The sequence below is a fragment of the Mesorhizobium sp. LHD-90 genome (assembly GCF_030929505.1).
Taxonomy (GTDB): domain Bacteria; phylum Pseudomonadota; class Alphaproteobacteria; order Rhizobiales; family Rhizobiaceae; genus Kumtagia.
Map to the genome: position 1 here is coordinate 104,858 of NZ_JAVFVV010000012.1, position 12,508 is coordinate 117,365.

The 12,508-nt window shown below is 65.0% G+C and carries 15 protein-coding genes; 4 read left to right on the forward strand and 11 right to left on the reverse strand.

Annotated elements, in window-relative coordinates:
* Positions 1–14 precede the first annotated feature (14 nt).
* Entirely contained in the window at positions 15–1,268 is a 1,254-nt protein-coding gene (locus RB623_RS18210) for a S41 family peptidase (RefSeq protein WP_374121698.1), read from the forward strand.
* Positions 1,269–1,283: 15 nt separating this feature from the next.
* Here RB623_RS18210 and RB623_RS18215 read toward each other — a convergent pair whose 3' ends face one another.
* Positions 1,284–1,877 carry a TetR/AcrR family transcriptional regulator gene (locus RB623_RS18215; protein WP_308058450.1) on the reverse strand — a complete coding sequence of 198 codons (594 nt, stop codon included), beginning with the start codon at positions 1,875–1,877 and terminating at the stop codon, positions 1,284–1,286.
* A 122-nt stretch (positions 1,878–1,999) separates the two neighbouring features.
* On the opposite strand from RB623_RS18215, the gene RB623_RS18220 reads away from it, so the two are divergent.
* Positions 2,000–3,220 carry an MFS transporter gene (locus RB623_RS18220; RefSeq protein ID WP_308058330.1) on the forward strand — a complete coding sequence of 407 codons (1,221 nt, stop codon included), beginning with the start codon at positions 2,000–2,002 and terminating at the stop codon, positions 3,218–3,220.
* Between the two features lie 145 nt (positions 3,221–3,365).
* On the opposite strand, the gene RB623_RS18225 is transcribed toward RB623_RS18220, so the two are convergent.
* The 4 genes from RB623_RS18225 to aroC form a co-directional block, all read right to left on the reverse strand.
* Positions 3,366–3,641, reverse strand: a complete 276-nt coding sequence (locus RB623_RS18225; RefSeq protein ID WP_308058331.1) for a type II toxin-antitoxin system RelE/ParE family toxin — start codon at positions 3,639–3,641, stop codon at positions 3,366–3,368.
* 5 nt (positions 3,642–3,646) lie between these two features.
* The gene (locus RB623_RS18230; protein ID WP_308058332.1) at positions 3,647–3,961 is read right to left on the reverse strand and encodes a hypothetical protein; all 315 of its coding nucleotides are present in this window, start codon (positions 3,959–3,961) and stop codon (positions 3,647–3,649) included.
* 68 nt (positions 3,962–4,029) lie between these two features.
* Complete coding sequence (ribB, locus tag RB623_RS18235) at positions 4,030–5,133, reverse strand: 3,4-dihydroxy-2-butanone-4-phosphate synthase (RefSeq protein ID WP_308058333.1); 1,104 nt, start codon at positions 5,131–5,133, stop codon at positions 4,030–4,032.
* A 101-nt stretch (positions 5,134–5,234) separates the two neighbouring features.
* Positions 5,235–6,332: a chorismate synthase gene (gene aroC, locus RB623_RS18240; protein WP_308058334.1), complete on the reverse strand. Its 1,098-nt coding sequence runs from the start codon at positions 6,330–6,332 to the stop codon at positions 5,235–5,237.
* Positions 6,333–6,495: 163 nt separating this feature from the next.
* On the opposite strand from aroC, the gene RB623_RS18245 reads away from it, so the two are divergent.
* Positions 6,496–6,744, forward strand: coding sequence for a DUF1344 domain-containing protein (locus RB623_RS18245; RefSeq protein WP_308058335.1), 249 nt, complete (start codon positions 6,496–6,498; stop codon positions 6,742–6,744).
* A gap of 21 nt (positions 6,745–6,765) precedes the next feature.
* On the opposite strand, the gene RB623_RS18250 is transcribed toward RB623_RS18245, so the two are convergent.
* The 4 genes from RB623_RS18250 to mddA all read right to left on the reverse strand — a co-directional run bounded on the left by RB623_RS18250 (position 6,766) and on the right by mddA (position 9,959).
* Entirely contained in the window at positions 6,766–7,353 is a 588-nt protein-coding gene (locus RB623_RS18250; protein WP_308058336.1) for a histidine phosphatase family protein, read from the reverse strand.
* A 28-nt stretch (positions 7,354–7,381) separates the two neighbouring features.
* Positions 7,382–8,200, reverse strand: a complete 819-nt coding sequence (fabI, locus tag RB623_RS18255) for an enoyl-ACP reductase FabI (protein ID WP_308058337.1) — start codon at positions 8,198–8,200, stop codon at positions 7,382–7,384.
* A gap of 128 nt (positions 8,201–8,328) precedes the next feature.
* Complete coding sequence (locus tag RB623_RS18260; RefSeq protein ID WP_308058338.1) at positions 8,329–9,132, reverse strand: class I SAM-dependent methyltransferase; 804 nt, start codon at positions 9,130–9,132, stop codon at positions 8,329–8,331.
* Positions 9,133–9,227: 95 nt separating this feature from the next.
* On the reverse strand, positions 9,228–9,959 hold the full coding sequence (mddA, locus tag RB623_RS18265; RefSeq protein WP_308058339.1) for a methanethiol S-methyltransferase: 732 nt from the start codon (positions 9,957–9,959) through the stop codon (positions 9,228–9,230).
* 336 nt (positions 9,960–10,295) lie between these two features.
* Between mddA and RB623_RS18270 the strand changes: the two genes are divergently transcribed.
* Positions 10,296–10,955 (forward strand): TetR/AcrR family transcriptional regulator, encoded by a 660-nt coding sequence (locus RB623_RS18270; RefSeq protein ID WP_308058340.1) that lies wholly within the window; start codon positions 10,296–10,298, stop codon positions 10,953–10,955.
* A 46-nt stretch (positions 10,956–11,001) separates the two neighbouring features.
* Here RB623_RS18270 and RB623_RS18275 read toward each other — a convergent pair whose 3' ends face one another.
* Both RB623_RS18275 and RB623_RS18280 read right to left on the reverse strand, forming a co-directional pair.
* Entirely contained in the window at positions 11,002–11,931 is a 930-nt protein-coding gene (locus tag RB623_RS18275) for a DnaJ C-terminal domain-containing protein (protein WP_308058341.1), read from the reverse strand.
* 111 nt (positions 11,932–12,042) lie between these two features.
* Positions 12,043–12,492 carry an RT0821/Lpp0805 family surface protein gene (locus RB623_RS18280; RefSeq protein WP_308058342.1) on the reverse strand — a complete coding sequence of 150 codons (450 nt, stop codon included), beginning with the start codon at positions 12,490–12,492 and terminating at the stop codon, positions 12,043–12,045.
* Between the last annotated feature and the right edge of the window lie 16 nt (positions 12,493–12,508).

Genomic DNA, 12,508 nt, shown 5'->3' on the forward strand with positions numbered 1-12,508 from the left:
GTGAGGAGACAAACGTGCGCGTCAAAATTACCCACCTGCTTTCGGCGCTGATCATTCTCGTGCTGACCGCCGGGCCGGCGCCCGCTGCCGAGCCGCCGCGGTCCGGACATGCCGTGTTCGATCGCGCGGTGCAACTGGTCGTGCGTGAGTTCTATGACGTCTCCGCGCTCGACCGGTTCAGCGACGCGGTGCGGCGCGAGGTCGAGGATCCGCAGTCGCCGGTCAACGCGAAAAGTTCGGAGGCACGCGTCGACGCCGCGATCGAGACCATTCTCGCCAGCCTTCAGGCCTCCCACGTCGGCCACTTCCGGCCGGATACGATCGACTATTTCGAACTGGCCGACATCTTCCGCTTCGCCATCCGCGACGACCGGCGCCGGCTGTTTCCGCCACAAGGCGAGGTCACCTATCCCGGCATCGGCATGGTCGCCCGGCAGCGCGACGGCGCCTGGTTTGCCAGCGACGTCTATGACGGTTCGCCCGCCGCGCGCGCCGGCATCCTTGCCGGCGACGAGATCATGACGATCGACGGCATGCCTTATCGCGAGATCGCCTCGTTCGAGGACAAGGTCGGGAAGGCTGTCGAGGTAAAATTACGGCGCAGCGACGGTGCGGAACCGATCAGCGTCAAGGTCCAGGTCGAGCGGCTAAGGCCGCTTCCGATGTTCGAACGGGCTATCAGGGACAGCGCCAGGCTGATCCAACACGACGGTCAGAAGATCGGCTATGTCCGGCTGTGGACGCTGGCCGCGCCGCGCTCCATGGAGATCGTCGCCGAGGCGCTGGCAAAGGGGCCGCTGAAAGACGCCAACGGCCTGGTGCTCGACCTGCGCGGCCGCTGGGGCGGCGGCAGTTCGGACGCCGCCGAGCTCTTTCTCGGCGACACGCCGCCGTTCCGGCTGATCCAACGGGACGGCGAGGATATCCTCGCCAATGTGCGCTGGAACCGGCCGGTCATCGCCATCATCGACGAGGGCACACGAAGTGGCCTGGAAGTTTTCGCCTATGCGCTGAAGGCAAACGGCATCCCACTGGTGGGAGCACGCTCGGCGGGCGCCCTGCTCGCCGGCCGCGCCTATCTGCTGCCGGACGACAGCCTGCTGGAGATCGCCGTGTCGGACGCGGTGATCGGCGACGACGTGCGGCTTGAAGGTATCGGCGTTCAGCCGGACGTGTCCGTTCCGTTCAGCCTGCCCTATGCCGCCGGCCGGGATGGCCAACTGGACGCCGCGGTCGAGGAGATGCGTCGCATCCTCGCGCGGGGCTGAGCGTCCACAGTTCAATCAGGCCGGGCGGACGCGCAGCCCGTCAAGCATCGTCCGGAACGCCGCCACCGCCTTCTTCGAGGTCGCTTCGGGATCGTCGGAGTTGGCAATCCACTGCGCCGCGTAGAGGGAGGCGCCGCTGACCAGGCGCCCGGCCGCCTCCGGATCGACATCGGCGATCACGCCCTCTTCCTTGAGAAGCGTCAGGCTTCTCGTCATCGAGGTGACGCAGGCATTGGCGTTCGGCCATTGTGCTGGATCGCCCAGAACCGCCGGCCCGTCGCGCAGCACGATGCGCTGGATTTCCGGCTCCAGCGCCATCTCGATGTAACCCACCGTCTCGTCGACAAAGCCCTGCCAGCGGTTTGGCGCGCTCGAGGAGATCGCACACAGCCGAGCGTTCATCTCGGCATCGATTTCGGCGATGACAGCCTGCAGCAACCCCTTCTTGTCGCCGAAATGGTGATAGAGCGCGCCGCGCGTCAGCCCGGCCTCGGCGGTGAAGTCGTCCATGGACGCCTCCGCATAGCCCACAGTGCCGAAGGCACGGCGGGAGGCGGCAATCAGCTTGGCGCGCGTCTCGGCGATCATCTCCTTGCGCGGTCTATGCATCGTCATCTGGCCCTACTCACATACGCAACGTATGCTAATTGACATACGCGACGTATGGATTATTTAATTCACATACGCTACGTATGTAATAGACAACCGAGCCGTTGTCGAGGAGCAGAGAGATGGCCAATCCCTACAAAGAAATCTTCCGGGCGCCGGGCGCGAAAGGTTTTGCCGCCGCCGGCTTCTTCGCCCGGCTGCCGATCGCCATGGCGCCGATCGGCATCGTCGCCATGCTGTCGCAGACCCATGGCGAATACTGGCTGGCCGGCGCCGTGTCGGCGACCTACGCGCTGACCAATGCCGTGATCGCGCCGCAGGTGTCGCGCCTTGTCGACCGGCTCGGCCAGGCTCGCATCATCGTTCCCACCACCATCGTTTCCGTCATCGCCTTCGCCGTCTTGATCGCCGCCGCCAGCCAGCATTGGCCGGTGTGGACGCTGTTCGTGTCGGCGCTGTTTGCCGCTGCCATGCCCAGCATCCCGGCGATGCTGCGCGCCCGTTGGACCGAGATCTTTCGCGACAGGCCGGAGCTCAACACCGCCTTCGCCTTCGAATCGGCGGCGGACGAACTGGTCTACATCGCCGGCGCCTCGCTTTCGGTGGGCCTGAGCGTGGCGCTGTTTCCGGAAGCCGGCATGCTGGTGAGCACGCTGTTCCTGGCATTCGGCACCGCCGCCTTCATCGTCCAGCGCTCGACCGAGCCGCGTGTGAGGGCGGCCGAACATGGCAGCCAGGGCTCCGCCATCCGGCAGCGGCCGGTGCAGATCATCACCTTCGCGCTCATCTTCATCGGCGCCATCTTCGCCACGGCGGAAGTCAGCGCCGTGGCGATCACCAAGGAACTCGGCCAGCCCAACGCCGCCAGCCTGGTGATCGGCGTCTATGCCGTCGGGTCGTTCGTCGTCGGCCTGATCGTGGGCGCGCTGAACCTGAAGATGCCGCTGCAGCACCAGCTCGCCATCGCGGTCGCCATCATCGCGCTGACGACCCTGCCGCTGCTGGTTGCCGACACGGTGCCGCTGCTGGCGCTGGCCGTATTCGCCAGCGGCGTGGCGATCTCGCCGACCTTCATCACCGCCTTCGGCCTGATCGAACGGCGCGTGCCGGAGGCCATGCTGACCGAAGGCGTCACCTGGGTGATGACCGGCATCGGCATCGGCATGGCGCTGGGCTCCTTCGCCACCGGCTGGGTGGTCGACAATTTTGGGGCGCAGAACGGCTTCTGGGTCTCGGTGGCGGCCGGCACCATCTCGCTGCTGACCGTGCTCGCCGGCCAGCGGACGCTCGCCGGGGAAAGGGTCCGGAGCCTGTCCGCCGCGGCGCCGCAGCCGGCGGAATGACACGGAAATTGTTCGAAAGAGCCCCGGCCGAGCGTCGGGGCTTTTTTGCCTAGGGGGCGGTTTGCTTTCGGACGTTTCAGGGATCATCCGCATCCGGTGCGCTCCGCCCCAAGCGGTCCATCAACGATCTGCGTTTGCGCGGCGGCTAGCGTTGCGCGCCGTGCAGCAGGCGGAGGATCTGGACCTCCGCCGCCTTCGCGCGGATCCGGTACACCGCCAGGAAAGACGTGCCCGTGATCACCAGCTCGCGCGTGCCGCGCCTGCGGCCGGGACGGCCCAGTTCCGGAAAATCGGTCAGCCTGTTCGCGGCAGTCTGGATACGGTCGCCCTGTTCGATGGCGGCCCGCAGACTATCCTTGGCAATGTAAGCGAGTTGGGCATTGCGCTCGGCAAGCGCCCTCGGCAGCCATCGAACAAGCAAGCAGGCTACTCAGCCGCCGGCCGTCGAGATTCTTCTTCCTCCAGCCGCCGGACAAGCGCGGCTCGTTGCCTGGCCCAATCCTTCTTCACTTCGTCGTTGCTCACCCACTCCGTATTCGGATCGTCGGCTTCCTTGATCGCTGCCTCGATTTCCGCGTCGAACCATTTGTCGTAGTCGCGTTTGGCCTGCGACTGCTCGACCGCTTCGCGCATCAAGACGCGCAAAAGCTGGGCTGCCGTCCGGTCTTGCCCCTTGGCTGTCTCCGCAAAGGCCGTTTTCAGTTCGTCGTCGACGCGAAACGTAAAAGTGCTGTCGGCCATGGCCACGTCCATGTGTTACATGTGAAGTACACCATAACACATGGAATATAGGCCCGTCAGCGGGCGATTTACAGGATTTCCGTCCGTGCGATGCGGATGCCGAACCCTTCGAGGCCGACATAGTGGCGCTCGCGCGAGGCGATCAGGTCGATGGACTGCACGCCGAGATCCTTCAAGACCTGCGCGCCCAGGCCGATCTCGCGCCATTCCGCCTCGCGGCGGCGCGCTTCCTCGTGGCCCTCGCGGTCTTCGTTGACCGGCCGGTTGCGCCCGGTATGGGCAACGCCGACGGAGCCCTCGCGCAGGTAGACGATGACGCCGCGCCTGCGCTCGCCGAACGAGGCGATCAACTCGCGCAGACCCGTGCCCTTGCTGCCGAACACCTCGTTGACCACGTCCTCCGAATGCAGTCTGACCGGCACGTTCTCGCCGTCGCGGATGTCGCCGAACACCACCGCGACATGGTGCATGACGTCCCACGGCACGGCATAGGTGAAGACCTGCGCCTTGCCGCCGGGCGTCTCGATTTCTGTGCAGGCGAGGCGCTGGACCAGCGTCTCCTTGCGTTGGCGATAGGCGATCAGGTCGGCTACCGACACCTGCTTGAGACTGTTCTTGACCGCGAAGGCGGCGACGTCCGGCCCACGCATCACCGTGCCGTTGTCGTTGACCAGTTCGGAGATGACACCGACCGGCGGCAGGTTGGCAAGCTTGCAGAGGTCGACGGCGGCCTCGGTATGACCGGAGCGCATCAAGACGCCGCCCTCGCGTGCGATCAGCGGAAAGATGTGGCCGGGGCGGACGAAATCGGAAGCGCCGGCATTGCCGTTGGCGAGGTTGCGCACAGTCAGCGTGCGGTCGTCGGCGGAGATGCCGGTGGTGGTGCCGTGCTTGAAGTCGACGCTGACGGTGAAGGCGGTGGTGTGGGCCGAATCGTTGTCCGCCACCATCGGCGCGAGGTTCAACCGCCGCGCATCCTCACGCGTCATCGGCGTGCAGACGATGCCGGAGGTGTGGCGCACGATGAAGGCCATCTTTTCCGGCGTGCAATGCACGGCCGCGACGATCAGGTCGCCCTCGTTCTCGCGGTCGTCATCGTCGGTGACGACGACGATCTCACCACGCTCGAAGGCGCGGATGGCTTCGACGACTCTTTTCTGATCGTAGGGCATTGGGCTCGCTTCGCTCTTGTTGAAGCGAATAGGGAGTAGCGAATAGCGAATGGGGGAAAGCCAGCTTCCGCCCTATTCGCTATTGGCTCTTGGCTATTCGCTCATCTTCCGGTTTGTCCTCGATGCCGCAGATAATGATCGGCAATCGCGCAGGCAACCATCGCCTCGCCGATCGGTACGGCGCGAATGCCGACGCAGGGGTCGTGGCGGCCCTTGGTCATGATGTCGACGTTGCGGCCTTCCTTGTCGATCGACTGGCGCGGGGTGAGGATCGAGGAGGTCGGCTTGACGGCAAAACGCGCGACAACCGGCTGGCCGGTCGAGATGCCGCCGAGAATGCCGCCGGCATGGTTGGACAGAAAGATCGGCTTGCCGTCATTACCCATGCGCATCTCGTCGGCGTTTTCCTCGCCGCGCAGTTTCGCGGCGGCAAAACCCTCGCCGATCTCGACGCCCTTGACCGCGTTGATCGACATCAGGTTGCCGGCGATGTCCTGGTCGAGCTTTGCATAGATCGGCGCGCCGAGCCCGGGCGGCACGCCTTCGGCGACGATCTCGATGACGGCGCCGACGGAGGAACCGGCCTTGCGGATGCCGTCGAGATAATCGGCGAAGATTTGAACCGAAGCACGGTCCGGCGTGAAGAACGGGTTTTCCGCGGCGTGGACAAAATCCCAGTCCCAGTTGGCGCGGTCGATTTCTTTCTCGCCGACCGACACCAGCGCGCCGCGCACCGTCATGCCGGGCACGACCTTGCGGGCAAGCGCGCCGGCCGCCACGCGCGCCGCCGTCTCGCGCGCCGAGGAGCGGCCGCCGCCGCGATGGTCGCGCAGGCCGTATTTGACGTCATAGGTATAGTCGGCGTGCCCCGGCCGGTACTGCCTTGCGATCTCGCCATAATCCTTGGAGCGCTGGTCGACGTTCTCGATCAGCATCGACACCGGTGTGCCAGTCGTCACCAGCGTGTCACCGTCCTCGTCCATGAGGACGCCCGACAGGATCTTCACCTCGTCTGGCTCGCGGCGCTGGGTGACGAATCGCGACTGGCCGGGCCGCCGGCGGTCGAGATCGGCCTGGATGTCGGCGCGGGTGAAGCGGATGCCGGGCGGGCAGCCGTCGACCACGCAGCCGAGTGCGGCGCCATGGCTCTCGCCCCAGGTGGTGACGCGGAAGAGATGGCCGAAAGTGTTGTGAGACATGGGCGGGGTCCGGGCGACGAGAGCCTTCTATTGGGCTTTGCCGACCGGGTCAAACCGCCGCTGCGGCAGAAATAGTTTTGACACATTCCCCCTGTTTCTGGTCTGCTCAGGGTGGGGACTGAGCCGCGCGACAAGCGGCCGTAACAAAAGAACGAGGATCGACATGCGTACCCTGATCGGCGCCCTTTGCGCAGCATTTCTCATGACCGCCGCCGCTCTCGCCGCCGAGGCGGAAGGCAAGATCAAGGCGATCGACCAGGACAACCTGACGATCACGCTGGACGATGGAAAATCCTACAAGCTGCCCGGCGAGTTCGACATGGAGTCGATCAAGCCCGGCATGGAAGTGCTGCTCGCCTATGACGAGATCGACGGCCAGAATCTGATCACCGACATGCAGTTGCCGGAATAGGCAAGGCTCACAAACCCATCGTCAAAGCCACTCGAGCCGGTCGTCCTGCAGACGCAGCACGCGGTCCTGGAAAATCTCCAGCGTGGCGGCTTGCTTCGGCGCCGTGTCCTCCAGAATGCGGAAGACGGTGCGCATGACGCCGCCATGCGTCACACACACCGTCGGCCGGTCCACGCTGTCCAGCCACGGACGGATGCGGTCCAAAAGCATCTGGTAGCTCTCGGCACCCTCGCCCGGCGGCACGAAATTCCACTTGTCCTTCTTCCGTGCGGCGGTGACGCCAGGCTCGACGGCTTCCAGCTCGAGGAAGGTATAACCCTGCCAGTCGCCGAAACTGACCTCGACCAGGCGCGGGTCGGTGCGGTAGCCGCCGGCGGGCAAGCCCATGGCGACGCGCACGCGCTCCATGGTCTCGCGGGTGCGGCGCATCGGGCTGGCGACGAAATCGAAATCCGAGGGCTCGGCAATCAGCTCACGCAGCTTTTCGCCGTTGCGGTCGGCCTGCCGGCGCCCGGTCTCGGTGATGTCGTTCTCGGCCTGCCCCTGAAGGCGGCCTTCGCGGTTCCAGGCGGTCTGTCCGTGCCGGACGAAATAGATCAGCGGATACATGCAGGAAGCCGCGACTGGCAGTTGCCGCTCACTCCTTGACGACGCTGATGTCGGGGGCGTCGACGGCCTTCATACCGACGACGTGGTAGCCGGAATCGACGTGGTGCACCTCGCCGGTGACGCCACGCGACAGGTCGGACAGGAAATAGAGGCCTGAATCGCCGACTTCCTCGGGAGTCACCGTGCGCTTCAGCGGCGCGTTATACTCGTTCCACTTCAAGATGTAGCGGAAGTCGCCGATGCCGGACGCGGCGAGCGTCTTGATCGGCCCGGCGGAGATGGCGTTGACGCGAATATTCTTGCCGCCGAGATCGACGGCGAGATAACGCACGCTGGCCTCGAGCGCCGCCTTGGCGACGCCCATGACGTTATAATGCGGCATCACCTTTTCGGCGCCGTAATAGGTCAGCGTCAGCAGCGAGCCGCCGTCCGGCATCATGGCCTCGGCGCGCTTGGCGACATCGGTGAAGGAGAACACCGAGATTTCCATGGTGCGGCCGAAATTGGCGCGCGTGGTGTCGACGTAACGGCCGTCGAGTTCTTCCTTGTCGGAGAAGGCGATGGCGTGGACGACGAAGTCGATCTTGCCCCACAGTTTCGCCACCTCGGCGAAGACGGCGTCGAGCGTCGCCGGCTCGGTCACGTCGCAATGGCCCACCACATGCGCGCCGAGTTCCTGGGCCAGCGGCTCGACGCGCTTCTTGAAGGCGTCGCCCTGATAGGTGAGCGCGATCTCGGCGCCCTGGTCGGCGCAGGCCTTGGCGATGCCATAGGCGATCGAGCGATTGTTGGCGACGCCCATGATCAGGCCGCGCTTGCCGGCCATCAGGCCCTGTCCACCCGCCATCGAAGACACTCCGAAATGGTTGTGTCCGCCCTATCGCACAGGCAAAACGCCGCATCAAGCGCGGAGGAATGGCGGGTTCGATTTAGCCACCGGCTGCTTATCGCCGAGGAATTCGCGTCTTCAGGCTGTCATTCGGGCCAGCGCGCCTTTACCGCCCATGCCCGTGCAACCAGGCTAATGGGACGATCCGTTCCGAGCATTTGCGCCAGTTGTTGCTTCAGCGCGGCTTGCCGCTCCGGCGGCTGGCTGGTGCAATAGCCCGGCGCCGGTCCGGCGCCCAGCGTGAACGGCAGCCAGAACGCCTCGAAATCGGGGAACACCGTCTCGATCTCCAGCGAATCAATGACCGGTGAAACCAGACCCGCCGCTTGACATATCCCCGCTAGCCCGTCGGGGGTGCAGAAAGGAAAACGCCTGCCCTCGTCCAGCGCGCCGGCACTTTCGTCGACCGCGGCCGCCGCTTTCCAGAAAGCGTCGATGAAACCCATCCCTCCGCCGGGATAGTCCCAGACGTAGAAAGCCAGCAACCCACCCGGCTTCAAGACCCGGCGCATCTCTGCCAATGCCGCCTGCATGTCAGGTACGAAATTCAGGACCAGCGCCGAGGCGGCAACATCGAAGCTCGCGTCGCCGGCGGGGAGATCCTGCGCGCTCGCCTTCTCGAAGCGGACGCGCTCGTCGCGGACCACCGCGCGCGCATGCGCCAAAAAACCTTCCGACGGGTCGACCGACAGTATCGATCGCGGCGCGCATCGGGCGAGGATCGCGGTCGTTAGCGCGCCTGTGCCGCAGCCCAGGTCGAGCCAGGCTGCATGGCGCGGCGGCGCCAGCCAATCGAGAAAATTGTCGGCGATCTGCCGGCTCCAGCGACCCATATAGAAGTCGTAGTTCTGTCCGATGCTCCACGTGTCGAATTCAGCGGACTTGTTCATCTCTTTCTCCTCGACAGCCCGGGCCGGCTGCGACGGACACCGAGGCGATCCCAAGCATCTGGTGAAGGATCGTATCGTGTCCGGGTCGTTTGGAATCAGGCTGCTCTGCGCCAGGGGATGAGCATCCCCACCTGTTTGCGATAGGCGCGATACTGATCGCCGAACAGGGCGAGGAGATCCCGCTCCTCGAGGAAGATGCCGAGCAGGATGTAGCTGGTGGTGGCGACCGAGAACAGAAGATGGCCCCGTGTCATCGACGGCGTCGCCCAGAACGCGAGCAGAAAGCCGACATAGAGCGGGTGCCGGACCCATCTGTAGAAAAGCGGCGTCCTGAAAACCGGAGCCGGCAACTCCTTCCTGCGCAGGCCGGCAAAAACCTGTCGCAACCCGAACAGTTCGAAATGGTTGATCAGAAAGGTGCTGACCAGCAGAATTGCCCAGCCCAGCCAGAACACGCCGCTGATGACCGTGACCCAGAACGGGTCCTCGACCGTCCAGACCGGTTCCGGCATCGGTCGCCATTGCCAGTAAAGCAGCAGCAGGACGAGGCTGGCCAGCAGCACATAGGTGCTGCGTTCCGCCGCCTCCGGCACAAGCCGCGTCCACCACCGCTTGAACGCCGGCCGCGCCATGATGCTGTGTTGTGCGGCGAAGAGACTGAGCAGCAGCACGTTGACGATCAGCGACTCGATTGGACTTCCCACAGCGCCGGAATCGATCGACTTCGGCACGACCAGATTGCCGACGAAACCGATCGCGTAGAGGAACGAACCCAGAAAGATGAAGTACGCAGCAACGCCGTAGACGAGGGTAAACACGCCAGCCATTGTCTTCTCCAACATATGGATTTCGGTCGATCGACCGATTTGTGTTAAAAACCACATCCATGTGGAAGAGTCAACTTTGTCGATTGTTTGACGGACCTGTGGGCCGAAGAGCGGGGCAACGGCTCGACTGGCGGTGCGCCGATGGAAAAGTGCGCCTCGCGCTCGGGCGAGGTGCTTGCTTCATCCCAACCCTCGTGGATCGCCTCGCCGAACGAGGACCAGAATGGACACATGGTCGATGGGAAATGCTCTGGCTATGGTGGCAAATCTCGAGTCGTCGACAGGAGATGTCATGACCCGCCGACAGCGTGTCCGACCGCGCAACGGTGACACCGCATGAAAGACGATCCGCGCGAATCCCCCGCCGAGCCTGTGTCCAGGGCAAGACGGGACACCCGCGCCGACCTGCTGGCGGCGGCGGAGACTTGCCTGCGGCGGGACGGTTATGCGGAACTGTCGACGCGCCGCGTCGCCGAGGAAGCCGGCGTTGCGCTCAGCCAGATCCACTATCATTTCGGTTCGAAGGAACGCCTGATCCTGTCCCTGCTCGACTATCTGAACGAGCGGCTGCTGAAGCGCCAGGCTGCGGCCTTCGCTGCGCAGATGCCGCTGTGGCGACGTTGGGAGCGCGCCTGCGATTTTCTGGACGAGGATCTTGCGTCCGGCTACGTCCGTGTCCTGCACGAGATGATCGCGGCAAGCTGGTCGAGCCCGGAAATCGCCAAGGCGGTGCGCCGCGACCTGCGCGGCTGGTTCGAGTTGCTGGCGGGCTTGGCCGAGGAAGCGGCCGAGCGTTTCGGCAGCCTTGGCCAGTTTTCTCCAGCCGAAGTGGCCAGCCTCGTCAGCGCGGCGTTCCTTGGCAGCGAGACGATGATTTTGCTGGATATCGAGAGCCGGCACGTGCCCGTAAGGCAAGCGCTTCGTCGATTCGGCGAGACGATCCGGCAGATGGAGGAGGCCGCCATTGTGCAGGCCTCCTCAACGATGAGGACCTGAGCTTCGCCCTGCCCACCAGACCTGACCGAAGCTCGAACTCGCCGGGTCAGCTCCGGCGCTTGCGCGCAAAAGCCTCCAGTTCGGGATCCGGCGTTTCGGGAAGCATGACGCGCAGGTGCACATAGAGATCGGCGTGGCCGCCGGTCTTGACCGGCAGCCCCCTGCCCTTCAGCCGCAGCACCTTGTCCGAACTCGACCAGGGCGGCACGGTTACAGCGACCTTGCCGGTCGGCGTCTCCACCGCGACCTTCTCGCCCAGCACAGCGTCCTCCAGCGGCACGGGCTGGTCGACATGCAGGTCGCGGCCTTCGATGCGGTAACGCGGGTGTTTTCGGATATGGATCTTGACCAGCGCGTCGCCGGCGCCACCCGGCCCCTGCGCGCCCTGGCCCTTGAGCCGGATCGTCTGCCCCTCCTCGACATAGGCCGGCATCTTCACCGCCAGCTTGCGGCCGTCGGGGAAGATGGCGCTCACCTTGGCAGCCGTGGCGATCTCCTCGACGCTGACGTCGAGCGCGGCGTTCAAATCCTCGCCGGCCGGGGGCTGGCGCATGCCGGCGCGGCCACCGCCGGGAAAACCCTGTCCGCCGCCCGGAAAACCGCCCTGGCCGAAAATCTCGCTGAAGATGTCGGCGGCGTCGCCGCCGCCAGTACGGAACTCGAAACGCGAGCCGCCCGGTCCCTGCTGGCCACCGCGCCGGAAGCCCGCGAACGGATCTCCGCCGGCGTGTCCTTCAAATCCCTGGAACTTCGGCTTGCCTTCGGCGTCGATCTCGCCGCGGTCGTAGGCCGCGCGATTCTTCTCGTCGCCGACGATGTCGTAGGCCTGGGTCGCTGCGTTGAAACGCTCCTTGGCCTTCGGATCGTCGGGATTCTGATCCGGATGGTATTTCTTGGCCAGCTTCCGATAAGCCGACTTTATGTCCTTGGCCGTCGCGGTTTTCGCAACGCCCAGCACCTCGTAGGGATCGCGCATTCTTGACTGTCCGCGGCATGGGGTCGATGTTCGCCCCTTATATGCGCCGCACTAGGAACAAATTCCAGAGGGCGCGACAAAAGAAGAGACCAGATGGAATGGCCCCGGCCGTCAGGGCGCGCCGAACCGCTCCATGCGCCAGACGCCCGGCGCCACCATGCAGGCCTGGCCGTCATAGAGCGCGACGCCGTCGAAACTTTCGCGCGACGTTGTGAAGCGCCGGCAGAGCACGCCCGCCGCCTTCTCCTCGACCAGGCTGGAGATCGCCCCGCGCGAGCCGGTGTCGGCATTGGCCCAGGGCAGCGGCGCGCCCTGCAGCGATTCGAGATCGGCCGAGGACACCGCGTTGCGGATCGTCGCCTCGTCGGAAATCTGCTCGCCGGTTCCGGCAACGGGAGCGGCATCGCCGACCGAGCCGGTGAGAATCGTCGGATCGGTCTCGGCCTTGGACAGGCTGAAACCGCCCGCCCCGCAGCCAGCGAGCAACAGACCGGCAACGATGGCCGCAAGCCAGCCGGCGCCATGCGCCGGACACGAAGAGATGACGACTGAGGCTTGCACGCCTCTCAACAATCGG